General features: G+C 67.9%; 19 protein-coding genes. 10 read left to right on the top strand and 9 right to left on the bottom strand.

Translation table 11 applies throughout. The features are described from left to right. Positions 1–17 precede the first annotated feature (17 nt). The 5 genes from folE to HUA74_RS15895 all read left to right on the top strand — a co-directional run bounded on the left by folE (position 18) and on the right by HUA74_RS15895 (position 5714). A complete protein-coding gene (folE, locus tag HUA74_RS15875) occupies positions 18–575 on the top strand; it encodes a GTP cyclohydrolase I (RefSeq protein WP_217440203.1) in 558 nt (185 codons plus the stop codon). Continuing rightward, complete coding sequence (locus HUA74_RS15880; RefSeq protein WP_174455188.1) at positions 572–2002, top strand: FAD-binding oxidoreductase; 1431 nt, start codon at positions 572–574, stop codon at positions 2000–2002. Before folE ends, HUA74_RS15880 begins: the two co-directional genes overlap by 4 nt. A 220-nt stretch (positions 2003–2222) precedes the next feature. Further along, positions 2223–2960: an RNA polymerase sigma factor RpoD/SigA gene (locus HUA74_RS15885; protein WP_141644938.1), complete on the top strand. Its 738-nt coding sequence runs from the start codon at positions 2223–2225 to the stop codon at positions 2958–2960. 148 nt (positions 2961–3108) lie between these two features. Continuing rightward, positions 3109–3849: a tetratricopeptide repeat protein gene (locus tag HUA74_RS15890; protein ID WP_141644937.1), complete on the top strand. Its 741-nt coding sequence runs from the start codon at positions 3109–3111 to the stop codon at positions 3847–3849. After that, positions 3846–5714, top strand: a complete 1869-nt coding sequence (locus tag HUA74_RS15895) for a long-chain fatty acid--CoA ligase (protein ID WP_174455189.1) — start codon at positions 3846–3848, stop codon at positions 5712–5714. The genes HUA74_RS15890 and HUA74_RS15895 overlap by 4 nt, the downstream gene beginning before the upstream one ends. 159 nt (positions 5715–5873) lie before the next feature. Here HUA74_RS15895 and tatA read toward each other — a convergent pair whose 3' ends face one another. Both tatA and HUA74_RS15905 read right to left on the bottom strand, forming a co-directional pair. Further along, positions 5874–6119 carry a twin-arginine translocase TatA/TatE family subunit gene (gene tatA / locus HUA74_RS15900; protein ID WP_174455190.1) on the bottom strand — a complete coding sequence of 82 codons (246 nt, stop codon included), beginning with the start codon at positions 6117–6119 and terminating at the stop codon, positions 5874–5876. A 70-nt stretch (positions 6120–6189) separates the two neighbouring features. Beyond that, complete coding sequence (locus HUA74_RS15905) at positions 6190–7191, bottom strand: sensor histidine kinase KdpD (protein ID WP_217441823.1); 1002 nt, start codon at positions 7189–7191, stop codon at positions 6190–6192. Between the two features lie 223 nt (positions 7192–7414). Between HUA74_RS15905 and HUA74_RS15910 the strand changes: the two genes are divergently transcribed. The 3 genes from HUA74_RS15910 to HUA74_RS15920 all read left to right on the top strand — a co-directional run bounded on the left by HUA74_RS15910 (position 7415) and on the right by HUA74_RS15920 (position 9517). Continuing rightward, a complete protein-coding gene (locus HUA74_RS15910; RefSeq protein WP_174455191.1) occupies positions 7415–7783 on the top strand; it encodes a response regulator in 369 nt (122 codons plus the stop codon). A 103-nt stretch (positions 7784–7886) separates the two neighbouring features. Further along, the gene (locus tag HUA74_RS15915; protein ID WP_141644934.1) at positions 7887–8213 is read left to right on the top strand and encodes an SCP2 sterol-binding domain-containing protein; all 327 of its coding nucleotides are present in this window, start codon (positions 7887–7889) and stop codon (positions 8211–8213) included. A gap of 131 nt (positions 8214–8344) precedes the next feature. Further along, positions 8345–9517 carry a CaiB/BaiF CoA-transferase family protein gene (locus HUA74_RS15920; protein WP_174455192.1) on the top strand — a complete coding sequence of 391 codons (1173 nt, stop codon included), beginning with the start codon at positions 8345–8347 and terminating at the stop codon, positions 9515–9517. Positions 9518–9846: 329 nt separating this feature from the next. On the opposite strand, the gene HUA74_RS15925 is transcribed toward HUA74_RS15920, so the two are convergent. The 4 genes from HUA74_RS15925 to HUA74_RS15940 are packed head-to-tail and all read right to left on the bottom strand — an operon-like array spanning position 9847 to position 15872. Next, on the bottom strand, positions 9847–11013 hold the full coding sequence (locus HUA74_RS15925) for a hypothetical protein (RefSeq protein WP_174455193.1): 1167 nt from the start codon (positions 11011–11013) through the stop codon (positions 9847–9849). Between the two features lies 1 nt (position 11014). Further along, the gene (locus tag HUA74_RS15930) at positions 11015–11593 is read right to left on the bottom strand and encodes a MarR family winged helix-turn-helix transcriptional regulator (RefSeq protein ID WP_174455194.1); all 579 of its coding nucleotides are present in this window, start codon (positions 11591–11593) and stop codon (positions 11015–11017) included. Further along, positions 11593–14739: an efflux RND transporter permease subunit gene (locus tag HUA74_RS15935; protein ID WP_141644931.1), complete on the bottom strand. Its 3147-nt coding sequence runs from the start codon at positions 14737–14739 to the stop codon at positions 11593–11595. Before HUA74_RS15935 ends, HUA74_RS15930 begins: the two co-directional genes overlap by 1 nt. 35 nt (positions 14740–14774) lie before the next feature. Then, positions 14775–15872, bottom strand: coding sequence for an efflux RND transporter periplasmic adaptor subunit (locus HUA74_RS15940; RefSeq protein ID WP_371817244.1), 1098 nt, complete (start codon positions 15870–15872; stop codon positions 14775–14777). Between the two features lie 302 nt (positions 15873–16174). Here HUA74_RS15940 and HUA74_RS15945 point away from each other — a divergent pair, with 302 nt between their 5' ends. Beyond that, complete coding sequence (locus tag HUA74_RS15945; protein WP_174455195.1) at positions 16175–17314, top strand: acyl-CoA dehydrogenase family protein; 1140 nt, start codon at positions 16175–16177, stop codon at positions 17312–17314. A gap of 83 nt (positions 17315–17397) precedes the next feature. Here the strand turns inward: HUA74_RS15945 and HUA74_RS15950 are convergent, their stop codons facing one another. Then, a complete protein-coding gene (locus HUA74_RS15950) occupies positions 17398–17706 on the bottom strand; it encodes a hypothetical protein (RefSeq protein WP_141644929.1) in 309 nt (102 codons plus the stop codon). A 56-nt stretch (positions 17707–17762) separates the two neighbouring features. Between HUA74_RS15950 and HUA74_RS15955 the strand changes: the two genes are divergently transcribed. Further along, entirely contained in the window at positions 17763–18374 is a 612-nt protein-coding gene (locus HUA74_RS15955) for a hypothetical protein (RefSeq protein ID WP_174455196.1), read from the top strand. 13 nt (positions 18375–18387) lie between these two features. Here HUA74_RS15955 and HUA74_RS15960 read toward each other — a convergent pair whose 3' ends face one another. Both HUA74_RS15960 and HUA74_RS15965 read right to left on the bottom strand, forming a co-directional pair. Then, positions 18388–18675: a hypothetical protein gene (locus HUA74_RS15960; RefSeq protein ID WP_174455197.1), complete on the bottom strand. Its 288-nt coding sequence runs from the start codon at positions 18673–18675 to the stop codon at positions 18388–18390. A gap of 59 nt (positions 18676–18734) precedes the next feature. Then, the gene (locus HUA74_RS15965) at positions 18735–19151 is read right to left on the bottom strand and encodes a hypothetical protein (RefSeq protein ID WP_141644926.1); all 417 of its coding nucleotides are present in this window, start codon (positions 19149–19151) and stop codon (positions 18735–18737) included. Between the last annotated feature and the right edge of the window lie 5 nt (positions 19152–19156).

Raw genomic sequence — 19156 nt, forward strand, 5'->3', positions numbered from 1 at the left:
TGCCGGACCCCGCCGCCATGGCTCGCGCGGTGGAGGCCTTCCTGCACGCCGCCGGACTGCCCCTGGGGGATGCGAACCTGGTGGACACTCCGCAGCGCGTGGCTGACGCCTGGAGCCGTGAGTTCCTGGATGGCTACGCCAAGACGCCCGAGGAGGTGCTGGGCAAGACGTTCCCCACGCCGAAGGGTTCGTCGCGCGAGCTCGTGGTCGTGACGAACCTGCGCTTCGTCTCCATGTGTCCGCACCATCTGTTGCCGGTGACGGGCCGCGTGCATGTCGCGTATGTGCCGGGCAAGCGGATGGCCGGCTTCGGCAGGCTGTCCGCGCTGGTGGACTGCTTCGCGCACCGGCTCATCCTCCAGGAAGACCTGGCCCGCGAGGTGTCCAGCGCCCTGGCCCGCGTGCTGGGCAGCCCCGCCACCGCCTGCATCATCGAAGCAGAGCAGGCGTGCTTGCGCATGCGAGGCGCCCAGCAGCACGACGCCATCACCCACGCGGAGGCGTACGAGGGCGAGCTGCGGCGAGATGGCTCGCTTCGTCGTGAGCTGTGGGCCCGGCTGGGGGCTCGGCGATGAGTGGCCCGTCCGCGCGGACAGACCGCGTGGATGCCGAGCGCGTGGAGCGGGTGTGTGCAGCCCTGGCGAGCGTCCTCGCGCAAGGGCAGCTGCGGCGCGACGCGGACACGCTCGCGGCCTACGGGCGGGATGAGTCCGACAGCGGCGTGTTCCCTCCGGATGTCGTGGTGTTTCCGGAGACCACCGCGCAGGTGTCGGCCGTCTTCAAGGCCTGCGTGGCGCACGGCGTGCCCTTCACGCCCTGTGGCGCGCGCAGTGGCAAGAGCGGTGGCTCGCTGCCCCTGAATGGTGGCGTGGCGGTGAGCCTGGAGCGGATGAACCGCATCCACTCCATCTCCGTGGAGGACCTCACGGCCGTGGTGGGGCCCGGCGTGGTGACGGGCGACTTGATGAAGGCCGTGGAAGCGCAGGGCCTCTTCTATCCACCGGATCCGAACTCCTGGGAGTTCTGCACGCTGGGCGGCAACGTCGCGGAGAACGCGGGGGGACCTCGCGCGCTCAAGTACGGCGTCACGCGCGACTACGTCATCGGCCTGGAGTGGGTGCTTCCGGACGGAGAAGTCCTGCGGGTTGGCCGCCGCACCATCAAGGGCGTCGCGGGTTATGACCTCGTGGGCCTCTTCGTGGGTTCCGAAGGCACCTTGGGCGTGGCGACCGAAATCACCCTGCAGCTCATTCCGCTGCCACGAAAAGTCCTGACCGCCCTCGTCGTCTTTCCGTCCGTGCTGGACGCCGCGCGCGGAGTCTCCGCCGTGCTCGCCGCGGGCATCCTCCCGCGCTGCCTGGAGCTCATCGACGACGTGGCCCTGCGCGCCGTGGACGGCCGAGGCTTCCAGTTTCCCGCGGGCGCCGGCTCGGTCGTCATCGCGGAGGTCGACGGCCACGGTGAAGAAGGTCTGTTGGAGGAACTGTCACGGCTCGGCGACATCTGCGCACAGCAGGGCGCCACCCAGACGCTCGTCGCGCGGGATGAGGGGCAGCGAGAGAAGCTGTGGGCCGTGCGGCGGGCCATTTCGCCGGCGCTGCGCGCGCTGAAGCCTCACAAGATTTCGGAGGACATCGTCGTCCCGCGCTCAAAAATTCCCGAAATCATCCAGCGACTGAAAATCATGGGCGCCGAGCTGGGACTCACCGTGGCCACCTATGGCCACGCGGGCGACGGAAACCTCCACGCCAACATCCTCTATGAGGGGCCGCACCAGCGTGGCCTGGTGGACGCAGCCCTGCGCCGCATGTTGGTGATGACGGTGGAACTGGGCGGCACGATCACAGGCGAGCATGGTGTGGGCCTCGCGAAGCGGGAATTTCTCGCGCTCGAACAAGGACCCGCGCTGCTCGACCTCCAGCGGCGGCTCAAGTCCTTCTTTGACCCATCAGGGTTGCTCAATCCGCAGAAAATCTTCCCCGCGCTCAAGCGTTCTACGTGAGTAGCCGGAGCGTGACCATCGCCGAGGGATAACCGCGCTCCTCAACCTTGCAAGTCAGCGGAAGCGCGAGCCTCTCGTCCGCCACGGGACGACGGTCGACAGTCGAAACGACTTTCGGCGATGGAATGAGAAACCCTTTCGCTCGTTGGGCGTCCTAGATGCAGGTGGACGCGAGTCGGCGGGGACAGCGCGTCCGGCATCGAACGGAGGACGGGAAATCATGGCCAACTCGACGAAGTTTGCGGCGGAGGGCCTGTCGCAATACCTGCGTCACCTGGGGGGACATCACCAACTGACGCGCGAGCAGGAGTACGAGCTCGCACGTCGTGCTCGCAAGGGCGACGAGTCCGCGCGACAGACGCTCGCGACCTCCAATCTGGCCTTCGTTGTCGCCGTGGCGAAGAAGTTCGCCAATCGCGGCGCGCGCCTGGATGACCTCATCCAGGAAGGCAACGTGGGCTTGATGAAGGCGATTGAGCACTTCGACCCGAAGAAGAACGTGCGCTTCGCGACGTATGCGGTGTGGTGGATTCGCGCCTACATCACCCGCTACCTGAAGGACAACCGCAGCCAGGTCCGTGGCGGAGAAGCCGAGCGGGGCAGCATGGTGGACTTCTCGCTCGACGCCTCCATCGACGAGGAAGGGGAGACCACCTTCCTGGACCGCCTGGAGGACAACGGGCCGTCGCCCCAGGACGTGTTCCTCTCGAATGAGCAGGACACCGAAATCCACGACGCGCTCACCAAGGTCCGCAAGCGCATTGGCGACCTGGGCTGGGACATCCTCACGGAGCGGCTGACGCAGGACAAGCCGCTGACGCTGGAGGAACTGGGACAGCGGTGGGGCGTATCGCGCGAGCGCGTGCGCCAGGTGGAGCTCAAGACGAAGACGTTCCTGGAGCGCTACCTGTCCGCCTTCAACGAGAACGAGGAGCAGGCCGCGGCCGACGCTGCCTGAGCCGACCTTCTCCCCACCTGGGGAGATACGCGGACTGAGCGGGACTGGCGGGGTCTTCCACCCTTGCCGGCCCCGCTCTTGTTTTTTGCCGGAAAGGCTGCCTGCGTGGTTTGCGTGCGGCCGAGCGTGCGTGCTAAGCCCACCGGCCATGCGCCTGATTTTACTTGCCTTGTGCCTGCTCGTTGCCGGTTCGGCACGGGCGGCCGACGCCGAGGTGTGGGCCCGCCTGGATGCTCTGCACGCCAGTCGCGCGGACGCCGCGGCGGTGAAGGAGCTGGAGGCGGAGCTCAAGAAGGCGTTGACGGCGACGCCGGACGACTTCGAGCTGGTGTGGCGTCAGGCCCGGCTCCTCCAGTGGCAGGCGGACGGGGCGGGCAACGAGAAGCTCAAGAAGGTGCTCGGGCGGCAGACGTGGGACGTCTCCGAGAAGGCCATCAAGCTGGCCCCCGCCCGCGTGGAGGGCCACTACTACGCGGCGACGGGTATCGGCGCCTACTCTCAAGCAGTAGGCGTCATGAAGGCGCTGGGTGAGGGGCTGGAGGGCAAGTTCAACGAGCGCGTGGACACGGCCATCAAGATTGATCCGACCTTCAACTGGAGCGCGCCGCTCCTCGTGAAGGGTCGCTACTTCTACGAGCTGCCCTGGCCGAAGCGGGATCTGAAGAAGTCGGCGGAGTATTACGAGAAGGCCATCAAGAAACACCCGGAGATGCTGCGCGCGCATTACTTCCTCGCCGAGACGCTCCTCAAGGACGACAAGGCCAAGGAGGCGCGTGACGCCATCCAGAAGGTGAAGCAGGGAAGCGTCGCGTATGACCCTCCGGAGGGTCAGCGCATCCAGGAGTGGGCGAAGAAGGTCGAAGCCGACATCGAGGAGGAGCTCAAGTGAGAGCAGAGAATCAGGTAGCACCTTCGGCTTCGGCGGCCGGAGCGCAAGAGGGAAACCTGGTCCAGTTGCTGATCCAGCGTGCGCAGAACGCCTCCAAGGCGGGTGTGACGCACAAGAAGGACGGCCGCTGGCAGGACGTGACGTTCGGACAGGTGCTGGACGACGTGAAGGCGTTGTCCGCGGGCCTGGTGGCCCAGGGCGTGAAGCCCGGAGACCGGGTGGCGCTGTTCGCCAACACCAGCCTCCAGTGGATCGTCGCGGACCTGGCCATCACCGCGGCGCAGGCCATCACCGTGCCCATCTACTCGTCCAACCTTCCGGACGAGTTCCGCTATGTCATCAAGCACTCGGAGACGTCGTTCGTCCTCGTGGACAACGACGAGAAGGATGCGAAGCAGGCGGGGCGGCTGACGCGCGTCCGGCAGAAGCTGGCCGAGTGTCCCACCGTCACCAAGGTCATCGTCTTCGACGGTCCCGTGGCGGGCGGCCAGGAAGTCGCCCTGGCGGAGGTCATGGCGCAGGGCCGCGAGGCGCACCAGGCCAACCCTGGCGCCTTCGAGGAGCGGGTGGCGTCCGTGAAGTCCGAGGACACCAACTGCCTCATCTACACCTCCGGCACCACGGGTGATCCGAAGGGCGCCATCCTCACCCACGGCAACTGGACGTACCAGGCGCACGCGGTGCAGGCCATCGGCATGATGGAGCCGTCGGACGCCGTCATGCTGTTCCTGCCGCTGGCGCACGTCTTCGCCCAGGTGGTGAAGGCGGCGTGGCTGAGCATGGGCTTCCGCCTCATCATCGCGGAGTCGGTGGACAAGCTGATGGCGAACATCGTGGAGACGCGTCCCACGGTGCTGCCGTCGGTGCCCCGCGTCTTCGAGAAGGTCTACAACACGGTGGTGTCCAACGGCACGTCGGCTCCGGGCCTCAAGGGCCGGCTGACGCGCTGGGCCTTCAAGCTCTTCGACGAGTACGTCGATGCGATGCAGCAGGGCCGGCCGTACGACACGCTCGGCTTCACGCTGGCGAAGAAGCTGGTGTTCACCAAGGTGCGGGCCACGCTGGACGAGAAGCTGGGCGGCAACATGCGCCTGTTCGTCTCCGGTGGCGCGCCGCTGTCGCGCAAGATTGGCTACTTCTTCGACCTGCTGGGCTTCAAGGTCGTGGAGGGCTACGGCCTGACGGAGACGGCGGCTCCCACCAACGCCAACCGTCCGAACAAGATCAAGATTGGCACCGTCGGTCCCGCGCTGCCGGGCACCGAGGCGAAGATCGCCGCGGATGGCGAGGTGCTCGTGCGTGGCCCCTGCATCATGAAGGGCTACTACAAGAACGACACGGCCACGGCCGAGGTGCTGGAGAAGGACGGCTGGTTCCACACCGGTGACATCGGTGAGCTGGATGCCGACGGCTACCTGCGCATCACCGACCGCAAGAAGGACATCATCGTCACGGCGGGCGGCAAGAACGTGGCGCCTCAGAACATCGAGAACACGCTGAAGACGTTCCCGCTGCTGAGCCAGGCCATGGTGTACGGCGACAAGCGCCCGTACCTCGTGGCGCTCATCACCGTGGCGGAAGACTCCGCGCGCAAGCTGCTCGAGGAGAAGGGCGCCCCGGTGGGCAGCTACGCGGACAACGCGAAGCGGCCGGAGATCCACGCCGCCGTGAAGGCGGTGCTGGACAAGATGAACGCGGATTCGCCGCCGTACGCCACCATCAAGCGCTTCACGGTGATGCCCGCGGACTTCACCCAGGAGTCCGGCGAGCTGACGCCCACCCTGAAGGTCAAGCGCAAGGTCTGCAGCACGAAGTACAAGGCGCAGATCGACGCCATGTACGACAACGTGGCCGTCATCGACTGAGCATTCGGCCGCTCGCCCCCAGTGCTGTCGACTGGGGGCGTGTCGCCCCGCTGGGACAGGGGGCGGACAGGCCAGGTGGCTGAAACGTCAACGCCCGCTCGGCCCCAAGAAGACGGGGTGGAGCGGGCGTCGTGCTTTCCGGGAGGTGCCCGGAGCGGATTACGCGTGGCTGCTGGGCGTGGTGGACTTCACGTCCTTGTCCACGTTGCCGCCGCCGGCGAGCGTGCCGGTACCCTTCTTGTCGGCGCCCGGCGTACCCGTCTCTTCTTCACCGCCAAAGCCGCGCTTGAAGTTGCGAATCGCGCTGCCCAGGGACGAGCCGAGCTGCGGCAGCCGCGTGGCCCCGAAGAGGAGCAGCAGCACAAACAGGATGAGAAGAAGTTCCATCGGCTTCAGCCCCAGCATCACGGCTCCTTCGCGAAATCGGCCGGAGCATAGCGGGGGGCGCCGTGGACCGCCAGCAAGAGCGGAGGCCTCATGCCTGGAGGGCCGCTGGAGTGCCGAGCATGGCCCCCGGAAGCGCGGTGAGGGTGATGAAGAGGGAGCTACCGGACGCATCCGTCTCCACGCCGACGCTTCCGCCGTGCGCCTCCACCTCCTGGCGGGCCAGGTAGATGCGCAGCGGGTCCTCCAGCTTCTTCTCGCGAAAGGCCCGCTCCTCGCGCCGGAACACGACGGAGGCGTCCTCGTCGGACAGGGGGACACCCTCCCGTCGCACCTCCACCCGCACCCTTGGGGCACCCGGGTGCACCCTCAGGTAGATGACCTCGCCGGGCTGGGAGCGGGAGAGCTGGTACAGGATGAAGGCCTCCACGGCGTGCTGGATTCGGGCTCCGTCCACGGCCACGTCGGGCGGAGCCACGCGGGGATCCAGGTCCAGTACGAGCGCCACATTGGCGGCGGTGGCCGCCGCGCGCTGGCGCTCCACGGCCGCGTCCAGCAGGGGGATGAGCGACTGGCGCTCCGGCTCGCAGGCGAGCGAGCCCAGGTCGGCCCTGCTCGAGTCGAAGAAGTCCTGCGAGAAGGACAGCGAGCGGTCCGCGTTGCGCAGGATGGTCTCCAGCCCGCGTTGCACCTTGGGCTCCAGTGGGACGCGGCCGTTGAGCAGCAGCGCGGCATACGAGCGGATGTTGGCCAGGGAGCCGCGCAGGTCATGTGAAGCCATGCCCAGGTAGCGCACCCTGCGACGCGCATCCGACTCGTTCCAGCCCACGGGGAAGGTCCACAGGAGCCGCCCTCCGTCGCCCAGGGGCTCTTCTCCGGCGAGGACCACCTCATCTCCCCGCTCCCACACGCGCATGTCTCCCGCGCGACGCTGGAAGCCTGATGCGCCCAGGAGCGCCTCCACGGAGGTGGCGCCCGGGGGCAGCTCCTGGAGGCCCAGATGCTCGAGCAGCAACCCGCCCAGCAGGCGAGGGGGCCCCTGCGTGGGGACGAGGACGAGGCCAGGCGCTTCCGCCGTGCTGCCAGCTCCCATCTCCCCAGGGCTCCTCACGTTTTCCACCTCCTGTCCAGCAGGTCACGGAAAGGGTGGGGCGGCACTGTCGGTTTTGCAACGTGAATCCCCATCGTGTGCGGGGAGCGCACTTTCTTGCGCCGCTGGATGGGAGGATGGTGGAAGAATCCCCAGCGTCGCACCGAGGGAGACTGCCCTGACTCCGCCTAACACACAGCCTGATGGTGCTCCCGTCGTCCTCGTCGTGGATGACGACCCGGATATCCTCGAAGCCCTCTCCGAGATTCTGGAGGCCGAAGGCTTCGTCATTCGTCGTGCCCGCAACGGGAAGGAGGCGCTGGAGCGCCTCGAGCCGGAGCCTCCCCACCTCATCTTGTTGGACTTGATGATGCCGGTGATGGATGGCTGGGAGTTCGCCCAACGCATGCGACAGAAGCCGCCCGCCGTGGCGGGTATCCCGCTCATCGTCCTCAGCGCGGACCGCAACGTGGGCAGCAAGGCCCAGGACATTGGCGCCGTGGGTCACCTGGCCAAGCCCTTCGAGCTGAACGACTTGCTGGACATGGTGCGCCGCTCGCTGAACCCGTCCACCGCGAGCAGCACCAGCGCGTGATGAACACCGCGCGTCGCGCTGCTTGACCTGTCAGGGGGGCGCCATTACGGTCCCCTCCACCCGTCTTGATTCTTCAATCAACGACCAGGCCAAGGAGCGCGTCATGACCGCGAAGGACATCATCGAGACCCAGATTCCGGAAGTTCTCCAGGCGAAGCCGGAGCTGGCGAAGGACATCAACGCCATCATCCACTTCGACATCTCCGGCGAGGGCGGCGGGAAGTGGACGCTGGACCTGACCAAGGCCGAGGGCTGGGTCTCCCCGGGCATCGAGGGCGCGTCCAAGATGACCATCCTGGTGAGCAACGAGGACTTCGTGAAGATCCGCGAGAAGAAGCTCAACGCCCAGATGGCGGCCATGCAGGGCAAGCTGAAGTTCAAGCCCATGGACATGGGCCTCGCGATGAAGCTCGCGAAGCTGCTGTCGTAGTTCCCTCGGAGCGTGAGGGTGGGCCCTGGTGCCGACCTTCGCTCCGACCCGCGCGGCGCGTTCCCACTCCGGGGGCGCGCCGCACGTCGTTTCAGGCCCCTCTCGTCTCGTTCGACTCCTGGAGAACCGCCATGTCTTCGCTGCCACTCACGGGTCTGCGCGTGCTGGACCTGTCGCGCCTGTTGCCCGGCCCCTATGCCACGTTGGTGCTCGCGGACCTGGGCGCCACGGTGGTGAAGGTGGAGGAGCCGGAGGGCGGCGACTATGTCCGGGCGATGCCGCCGTCGCGCGATGATGTGGGGGCGCTGTTCTACGGCCTCAATCGGAACAAGCGGTCGCTCACCCTGAACCTCAAGACGCCCGAGGGGCGTGACGCGCTCAAGCGGCTGGCGCGCACGCATGACGTGTTGGTGGAGAGCTTCCGGCCGGGTGTCATGGACAAGCTGGGCGTGGGCGAGTCGGTGCTGCGGGCGGAGAACCCCCGGCTCATCTACTGCGCCATCTCCGGCTATGGGCAGACGGGGCCGGACCGGCTCAAGGCGGGGCACGATTTGAACTACGTGGCCCGCGCGGGCCTGCTGGGTTACGGCGGTGAGGCGGGTGGGGCACCGGCTTTTCCCGGCGTGCAGATGGGGGACATCGGCGGTGGGAGTCTCTTCGCGCTGGTGGGCATCCTGGCGGCGCTGCACGAACGCGAGCGCACGGGGAAGGGCCGCTTCGTTGACGTGTCCATGACGGATGGGGCCACCGCCTTTCTGCACATGCACCTGGCGGCCAGGCTCTTCATGGGCGAGCAGGGCGCGCCGCTCGAGCGCGGACGCGAGGCGCTCAATGGCGGGTACGCGTGCTACGGCCTGTACCGCACGGCGGATGACCGGTGGCTGGCGGTGGGCGCGCTGGAGCCCAAGTTCTTCGCGGGGGTGTGCCAGCGGCTGGGGCGCCCAGAGCTGCTCGACGACGCGTACACGCCGGGAGAGGACGGGGCGCGGGTGAAGGCGGAGCTGACGCGCTTGTTCGCGGAGCAGCCGTTGTCGTACTGGGCGGAGAAGTTCGCTGGCTCGGACCTGTGCGTGGAGCCGGTGGCGGAAGGGGACGAGGTGCTGGCCGATGCGCAGCTTCGTGCTCGTGGCCTCTTCGTCGAGGCGGAGGATGCTCGACTGGGTCGCAAGGTGACGCATCTGCTGACGCCGCTGCGCATGGGGCCAACGCCGCTGCGCGAGCCTCCCGCGTTGGGCCAGCACTCTCGAGAGGTGCTCGCGGAAGCGGGCTTCACGGAGGAGGAGATGGCGCGCCTGGGCGTGTGACGCGGCGGGCGACTCGCGGTAGCTCGATGCGCTGGTGCTGCGGGCGCCTCGTGTCCGCTCGAGGAGCAGGCGCGCCTGGGCGTGCGACGCGGCGGACGTCCCGTGCGGCCTTGATGCGCTGGTGCGGCGGGCGCCTCGTGCGGCCTTGAGGTGTTGCGGGCGCCTCGTGTCCGCTCGAGGAGCAGGCGCGCCTGGGCGTGTGACGCGGCGGACGCCTTGTGCCCACTCGAGGAACAGGCGCGCCTGGGCGTGTGACGCGGCGGGCGCCTCGTGCCCGCTCGAGGAACAGGCGCGCCCGGGCGTGTGACGCGGCGGACGCCTCGCGCGGACTACGGAGTTCGTCCGGCGGAAGGGCGGCTCCAGAGCGCTTCGCCCCGCGCCGCGTGGCAGGTGTCGCCCACCAGGTCCAGCGCGAGCTGTCGATTCCGTGTGGCCACGGACGCGGGGGCCGCGAGCAGGCCCGTCTCGTCCATCCTGCGCACCGTGTTCTCCAGATACCTGCGCGCGCGCTCCACGATGTCTTGTTGGCGCGCCGTGGGGCGCCAGCCGGTGTCGTCGCGGAATCGCCCGAGCGTCTCCAGCAAGTGCCCCTGGAACTTCAGCATCTGCGCCAGCACCTGCTCGCGTTGCGAGGGCGCCGAAGCCCAGGCCGTCTCGTACTGCCGAGTCTCCGAGTCGAGCCGGTACAGCAATACGTCCACCTGCGCCGCCAGTCGTGGCCTCCACGCCGCGCGCACGGATGGATGTCGTGCCCAGCCCGCCACGGCCTGGAAGTAATGCAACCCACCGCATGGATGCGCGTAGATGCCCTCACCTCGCTTGGGCACTTCGGGTCGCCCGGCCTTCATGCCCGAGGCGAGCGCGGCCTGCTCCGCTTCCAGCGTGGCGAGCGCGCGCTCCATCACCGCATCCACGCTCACCTTGCGCCCCGTACCGTCGCGGAACGTGTCGCCAGGACGAGCGCTCAGCGAGAGGACCTCGAGCTTCCAGGCGCTCTCGGGGGAGGCCACCTGTTCCATCCGGAAGTCGCGCTTCACGTCCTCCACCAGCTCGCGCAGCGTCACCGTGCCCCATGCCGTCGTGAAGCGCTGGGACGGCGGCTGGCCAGCGGCCAGCAACGTCTTCACGAGGAGGGCAGGGTGGGGTTCGACGGGAGTCCCGTCGGGAGTGGAAGACTCGAAGAAGAGGTCCGCCTGCTTCGAGGGACTGTCTTCGGACGAGGGAGTCCTGCGTAGAAAGTCGGACACCATCACGTCGGAAGCGAGCCGGCCGTCACTCGCGCGGAAGGCCTGGCCCTCCAGCACGACGCCGTGCGCGAGCGCCCAGGGGTTGCGCGCATCCGCGGCCCAGGCGCGGCACCGTCCGGCCAGCTCCTGGCCCAGCGGGGCGGCACCCGACGCCGGGGTAACGAGCACGAGGATGAAGAGGGAGAACAACTTCGGGAAACAACGGAGCGCGCGCCGGGCGGAGGTCGCCACCGGCGCGCGCTCGTGCATCCTAGAGGGCCTGCTCGGAGGCGGGGCCCCCGAGCCGCTTCAGCACCCGCTCCAGCAGGCCGAAGAGGGCCTCCTGGTCGTCGGCGGGGAGCAGGTCCAGCATGCGTCGCAGGCCCTGGTCCACGCTGCGACTGATGAGGTTGAAGAGCTTGACGCCCTCCGTGGTGAGCTGCGCGACGACGGCGCGCCGGTCCTCGGCGTCCCTCGTGCGCTCCACCAGCTTCATGTCCTCCAGCCGGTCCACCACACCGGTGATGGTCTTCTTGGTGATGCCGACACGCTGGGCCAGGACGCCCACGTGCGTGGGGCCGTCATTGCCCAGCCACATCAGCGCGTGGATCTGCGTGGGGGTGAGCTGGTTGCTCTCGCAGATGCCATGCAGCGGGTCCCGCAGGGAGCGGTACCGCCCCAACTGGATGATGAGCTCGTGCAGCCGCCGTGACGCGGGCGTGGGGGAGTCCTGCTCGGCCTCGGGCAGGGCGTCGTCCGTGACGCCGCCCTCCTCGGTGAGCTCGAGCTCCTCCTCGCCTGCGCCGGACGGCTGCACGCGGAGGGCCGGTCTGTTCGCCGGCACTCGCATCAGGCCGTCTCCACTCGCGCGGCCGCGGCCACCGCGGCCTTCTCGCCGTGCGGACCCACCGCGTGCGGCGTGCCATGGTCCGGGGCGGTGCCCGGGCCCTTGCGCCGCTTGAACTTCTCGGTGAGCTGGTCCAGCAGCGAGTACACCACCGGCACCACGCCCAGCGTCAGCACCGTGGAGGTGATGAGGCCGCCGATGATGGTGATGGCCATGGGCGCGCGCGTCTCCGCGCCGTCGCCCCGGGCAATCGCCACCGGAATCATGCCGGCGATCATCGCGATGGTCGTCATGAGAATCGGACGCAGACGGACCGGAGCGGCGCCCAGCAGGGCCTCCGTGGCGCTCTTGCCTTCCTCACGCAACTGCAGCGTGAAGTCGACCAGGAGGATGCCGTTCTTCACCACCAGACCCATGAGCATGATGACGCCGATGAGGGCGAACATGGACATGGCCTGACCGGTGATGAGCAGCGCGCCAATGGCGCCGATGAAGGCGAAGGGCAGCGACAACATGATGGTGAACGGGTGGACGAGGCTTTCGAACTGCGCCGCCAGAATCATGTACACGAGGATGATGCCGAGCAGCAGCGCGGCGCCGAACGCGGACACCGCCTTGCCCATCTCCTTCGCGTTGCCCTCGAAGTCGTAGATGATCCCCTTGGGCACTTCCTTCTCCGCGGTCGTGTTCATGAAGGCCACGGCGTCACCCAGCTGGTAGCCGGAGGCCAGGTTGGCGAGCAGGGTGATCTGCCGCTTCTGGGACTCACGGTCGATCTGCACCGGGCCATCCGCCGGAGTGACGGAGGCCAGGTTGCGCAGCTCCACGAGCTGCCCGCTGGGAGCACGCACCGTGAGCTTGCCGAGTGCATCGGCGGACGCCAGGGTCTCCGGCGGCAGCCGCAGCTTCACCTCGTACGTCTCGCCACCCTCGCGGTAGTCCGCGAACTTGTCGCGGCCGAGGAAGGCGCGCAGCGTGGAGCCCAGCGACGCGGCCGGGACACCGAGGCTGGCGGCGCGCTCGCGGTCCACCACCACGTCGTACTGGGGTTTGCCGGAGCGGTACGTGGAGTCGATGTCCACCAGGCCCTTGTTGGTCCTCATCGCCACCTTCATCTTCTCCGACGTGGCGATGAGCTCCTGCCAGTTGTCGCCGCGCAGGTTGAACTGCACCTGCTGCGAGCGCGAACCACCACCGGCGATGCCAGTGACGTCCTGCACCGTCACCGACACGCCCGGACGGGGCTTGATGGCGCCGCGCAGATACGTCTTCAGCTCACCCTGCGGATAGCTGCGCTCCTTGATGGGCACCAGGTTGATGAGCAGCTCGCCCTTGTGGACTTCCTCCTGCACGCCGCCACCGACGGTGGCGAAGGTGGAGGCAATGCCCGGCAGTGCACGCACCTGGGCGTCGAGCTGGTCGATCTCCGCCTGCGTCTCGTAGAGCGTCGAGCCGATGGGGAGCTCCACCGCCAGCTTGATGTTCCCGTTGTCCGACTCCGGGATGAACGTGAACTTGAGGAAGCGGGCCAGGCCGAAGGTCGCGAAGAGCACCACCACCGCCACCGCCATCGTCACCAGGCGGCGACGGAGGATGGCGGCCAGCATCTTGCGGTAGCCGTTCTCCATGCCCACCAGCACCTTCTCCACCGCCGCGGACACGCCCGTGGGCTGACCGTGGTGGCGCAGCATGCGCGAGGACAGCATGGGCGTGAGCGTCATGGACACGGCGTAGGAGATGAGCGTCGCCACCGCCACCGTGACACCGAACTGGTAGAAGAACATGCCCATGATGCCGTCCATGAACGCCACGGGGATGAACACCGCGACGATGGCCAGCGTCACCGCGAGCACGGCGAGGGCAATCTGCCCGGCGCCATCCAGCGCGGCCTGCATGGGCGTCTTTCCCTCTTCCATGTGACGGACGATGTTCTCGATGACCACGATGGCGTCGTCGATGAGCAGACCGATGGAGAGCGTCAGCGCCAGCATCGTGATCATGTTGAAGGTGAAGCCCAGCGCCGCCATCACCGCGAACGTGCCAACCACGGACACCGGCAGGGCGACGGCCGCGACGATGGTGGAGTTCAGGTTGCGCAGGAACAGCAGCACGATGACCACGGCGAGGATGCCGCCGAGCACCATGTCGAACTGCACCGAGGCGATCGACGAGCGGATGAAGCGCGCGTTGTCCGACACCATGTCCACGGTGATGCCCTCGGGCAGGCGGCTGTTGATCTCTCCCAGGGACTCCTTGACGAGCGAGGCCACCTGCACCGTGTTGGAGCCGGACTGCTTGCGCACCACCAGCGCCACCGCGCTGCGGTCGCCGTTCTTCGCGGCGCCACGCGCTTCCTCGGGGCCGTCCACCACGTCGGCGATGTCCCGCACGCGCACCGGCGCGCCGTTGGGGCTGGCGATGATGATGTTGCGGATCTCATCCACGCTCTTCGCCTCGGACGTCAGGCGCAGCACGCGCTCGCGACCGCCGTCCATGGTGCGGCCACCCGGGACGTCCAGGCTCTGCGCGCGCACCGCCTGGCTCACGTCGCTGATGGCCAGCCCGAAGCCTCGCAGGCGGTCCGGGTCGACGACGAGCTGGATCTCCCGCTCGCGACCGCCGATGACGTCGATGCTGCCCACGCCCTTCTGACGCTGTAGCGCGGGCTTGATGATGTCCTCCGCCGTGCGCGTCAGCTCTTCAATGGGGAGCGCGCCAGACAGCGACAGGGTGATGATGGGGGCTGCGCCGATGTCGAACTTCTCGACGACGGGCGTCTCGATTTCGTCCGGCAGCTTGCTCAGCGTGGCCTGGACGCGATCACGCACGTCCTGCGCGGCCACGTCCACCTTGCTGGCCAGGGTGAAGCGCACGACGATCTGCGACACGCTCTCCATGTTGATGGAGCGAAGCTGCTCCACGCCGTTGAGCGTGTTGAGCGCCTCTTCCAGCGGGTCACTGACGTTCTTCTCGATGGTCTCCGGGTCCGCGCCAGGAAGCACCGTCGTCACGGTGACGACGGGGAAGTCGACGTCGGGGAACTGGTCGACGCCGATGCGCGGGTAAGCGTTGATGCCGAACACGACCACCGCCATCATCAACATGGCGGTGAAGATGGGCCGTGAAATAAATGTCTTGAGCGGGCTCATTCAGGAGCTCCAAAAGGTAAGAGGGAGGGCAGGCGTCACTGCACCACGCGGACGGCCGTGCCCTCCTTCACGTCCAGGGAAGAGTCGGCGAGCACGCGCTCGTCGGCGGCCAGGCCCTGGAGAATGCGCACGTAGCCGGGGAGCACTCGCTCCACGCGCACGTCGCGCTTGCGCACGGTTCCGTCCTGCACCACCCACACGAAGCCGGTCTGCCCGCGCGCGCTGACGGCCTGCGTCGGCAGGAAGAGGCCCTTGTCGTCGGTCTGGCCCGCCGCGTTGGAGAAGTCCAGGTCCACCAGCGCGCCCGGGCGCAGCGGCGACGCCGTCTCACCCACCACGTCCGCCAGCACCTCCACCGTGCGGTTGGTGATGTCGACGGTGGCGCCCACGTTGGCGACCGTCACCTCGAAGCGCATCCCGCTGGGGCTCACCGTGCCCTGCGTCTTGGAGCCGGGCTTGATCTTGTCCACCACGGACTCCGGCACCAGCGCGCGCACTTCCAGGCCGGTGATGTCCACCAGCGTGAAGACAGGGGTGGGCGGCATCATCGCCACCGTGTCGCCGATGTTCTTCATGCGCGCGGTGATGACGCCGTCGAAGGGCGCGATGATGGCCATGTCGCGCAGGTTCTCCTCCGCCATGCGCAGCGTGGCGCCCGCCTGGGCGGCCTGGGCGGCGGCCTGCTTCGTGCCGATCTCCGCCTGATCCAACCCCGCCGCGGCGATGCCACCCGACTCGGCCACCTTGCGGGTGCGCTCCAGGTTGTTCGTCGCCAGTTGCAGCGCCGCGTCCGCGGCCGACTTCACCGCCCGGGCCTGCTCCACGCCAATGACGACGTTGGAGGTATCCAGCACCGCCAGCGGCTGGCCCTTCTTCACCTTGTCGCCGACCTTCACCAGCATCTTCGCGATGGTGCCGGTGGCCTGCGCGCTCAGCGTCGCCTCCTGCTTGGAGCGGACCTGACCCGTCACGCGGGTCATGCTGGCCTCCAGCTCCGTCGCTGGCGCGATGGCCTTCACACCCATCGCCGCCGGGCCCTGCTGCTCGGGCAGGGCCGGCTTGGCGCCGCCCTTGCCGCAGCCCGTCATCATCACCGCCGCCAGCACCGCGGCCACCCACATGCGTCGAATCACGGTCGTCCTGCTCCTGCCAGCTCGCGGTCCCCGGACCCCTCCAGGACTCCACGCCGGCTCAAACCTTTGGAAATTCTGCGGCCCGGAAACTACAGTTCCTGAACTGTCTGTCAAGGAGATACTCCGCGATGCGGACTATCTCCCACCGGGCCTACCTAACGCCCGCCTGCCGGGCGAGCAGGACTTTCTTCAGGGGTTGCCCCGGAGTACGGGGCTGATGGCCGGTCCTTGTTGCTTCCCCGGGACGCCTGCTATTGATTCTAAAATCAATCTTGTTGTCCCCCCGCCAATGAGGAGTGTGCATGCCGAACCCCTTCACCGAGGAGCACGAGGCCTTCCGCAAGACGGTGCGCGCGTTTGTCGAAAAGGAAATGGCGCCGTACGGGCTGGAGTGGGACCGGGCGGGCATCTTTCCTCGCGAGCTGTTCAAGAAGTGCGCGGACCTGGGCTTCCTCGGCATCAACCATGATCCGAAGTTCGGCGGCAGTGGGCTGGACTACTGGTACGTGACGGCGTTCTGCGAAGAGCTGAGCTACAGCCGCAACGCGGGCGTGAACATGGCGCTGCTGGTGCAGAGCCAGATGGCCACGCCCATCATCAACGAGATTGGCACCGACGAGCAGAAGCGGGAGTTCCTGGAGCCCGCGCTCAAGGGTGAGCGCATCGCCGCGCTGGGCGTGAGCGAGCCGGGGTGCGGCTCGGACGTGGCGAGCATCAAGACGACGGCGCGGCGCGACGGCGACGACTACGTCATCAATGGCTCGAAGATGTGGATCACCAACGGCACGCGCGCGGACTTCATCACCCTGGCGGTGCGCACGGGTGGCGAGGGCTACGGCGGCATCTCCCTGGTGACGTTCCCCACGGACGTGAAGGGCTTCGGCGTCTCCAAGAAGCTGGACAAGATTGGCAACCTGTCCTCGGACACGGCCATCCTCTACTTCGAGGACTGTCGCATCCCCGCCCGCTACGTGCTGGGCGAGGAGAACGAGGGCTTCTACCACATCATGACGAACTTCCAGGGCGAGCGCCTGGTCGGCGCCATCACCACCGTGTCCGGCATGGAGCGGATGATGGAGGACGCCATCCAGTACGGCAGCGAGCGCGAGGCATTCGGCCGGCCGCTGATGAAGTTCCAGGTGTGGCGCCACAAGTTCGTGGAGCACCTGACGGCCATCGAAGCGGCGAAGCGGCTGACGTACCACGCGGTGGACCTCTTCGACCGGAAGGAGAACCCGGTGAAGGAGGTCTCCATGGCGAAGCTGTTCGCGGGAGACCTGGCCCAGCGCGTCGCCTACGACACGCAGCAGTTCTTCGGCGGCATGGGCTACATCGAGGAGACGCCCATCGCCCGCATGTGGCGCGACGTGCGCCTCATCACCATCGGCGGTGGAACGTCCGAGGTGATGAAGGAGATCATCTCGAAGCTCTACGGCTTCTGAGCCGTGTGGACGGGGCGGGTCCGTCAGTCAGGGCCCGCCCGTCGCCTTCGAACACCCGCCTGAACCCGCGCCGCGCCGGGGGCCTACCGGGTGCTCTGATGCTGCTGCGCGTAGGTGCCGCTGTTCTGCTCCTCCTCGATGACCTGGATGGCCGCGCTGCCCGCCGCCGCCGCGCCGGCGCCCGTGGGCGAGCCCTCCGCGGGACGCGGCTGACACACGCACCCGGCCGAGCTGCGGATGACGACCACCGCGCCCAACTCCATGTCCAGGTCGGTGCAGATCTGCTTGCACTCGGTGGCCCGCTCCTTGGGGACGGCGTAGTTGGTGGCGCCGATGGTGGTGCAGCCCGTCAGGCACAGCAGCGTGGACACGGCGAGGAGGTTGCGGATCATGTCCCGCCGTTTAGCACGGGCCGCGCGTCGGTTAGGGTGTCGCCGTGGAGGTGGTGATGGCACCTGTGATTCCGGCGAGCGTGGCGTGGTACGTGACGGGCCGTTTCTATCTGGCGTCGAAGGACTCGACACTCCAGGACCTGGGCTACTTCATCCACCTGGAGGGGTTGCACGGGCCGCTGTTCGAGGACCCCAGCGGGAAGGTGGCCGAGTCCACCGCGCGCCTCACCTTCCGCTCCACGCCGTTCAAGTCCGTGACGCTCGACAACGGCGGCCTGTCGCTGAGCGTGGACCCGGTGGGGGACTTCACCGTCTACCTCAACGAGCAAGGCGCTAAGCGGCCCCACTTCGACGACCCGGAGTCGTTCTCCGCCGGGCGTCCCATCGCCACGTTCCGCCGGGCAAGTGTCGTGGTGGGCGGCGCCTTCGACGGGCCCGCGAGCTCCGGACGCTCGTTGTCACTCAACGTCTTCACGGCGCGCATCGTGTGGAGCACCGCGTTCGAGCTGAACGGCGCGCGCTACGACTTGAAGGACCTCCTGCCCCACGGAATCACGCAGTGGGGCGAGTGTGGACCTTCCGCGCTCGCGAACCCGCCCCAGGGCTTCTCCAAGGTCGTCCCGTTCGTGGGCTCGGCCGTGGCGGTGGCGCCGGGGCTTTCGCGCTGAGCCGTCGCCCTCGTCAGCGCTTCCTGAACAGGGCCTCCGCGGCGTTCAGCATCGCGTCGCGGCTGGCCTTCGCGTGCAGACCACCTTCGCCCACCTGGAACAGCTCGCAGAAGTTGGCGCCGTCCTTGTCGGCGGGCACCTCCGCGAAGGGCTCCTTGCACTCCTTGGCCACGCTCGCGTCGTAGTGCCGACAGTTGCGGCACGAGCGCACGTCTTCGTCACAGTTCGGACACGTGTCGCTGCGTCCCACCTGATTGGCGATGATGTCGAGCGAGTGTCCACAGTGCGCACAGCCGGGCATGGCCACCTCCGCGAGAGCAGGGTCGCCATTGTGCCAGCGCGCCGAGGCGCCTGGGAGTCCTACCGTTGGAGGCTGGACATGAGTGCTCCCGTGGGCTCCGAGGGAGCAACCGACGGGGGCGAGGACGGGCGCAGGTCGCCCATGGCATCCAGGAGCTGGTCATCCAGGCGCTTGAGCAGGAACAGCACATACGCACCCACCAGGGCCATGGCGGCCGCCAGGATGCCGAGCATCATGCCCCGCTCCCACAGGTGGGCCTTCTCCATCACCCCGCGCCGCTCGGCGAAGGTCTTGAGCTGGGCGTCCGCGGCCTTGCCGTCCAGCCGCAGCGCATAATCCTCGGCCTGGGCGGTGCCTCGCTCCATCAGCCACTGGCCCTGGACCTGGAGTGCGTCCGCCCGGGTGTAGCAGTAGACCGCTCCACCCGACGAAAACAGGGTGAGGCACAGCGCTGCCGTCAAGCTCCGGGTGCCCATCTCAA

The sequence above is a fragment of the Myxococcus sp. CA051A genome (genome assembly GCF_013336705.1).
GTDB classification, from domain to species: Bacteria; Myxococcota; Myxococcia; order Myxococcales; family Myxococcaceae; genus Myxococcus; species Myxococcus llanfairpwllgwyngyllgogerychwyrndrobwllllantysiliogogogochensis.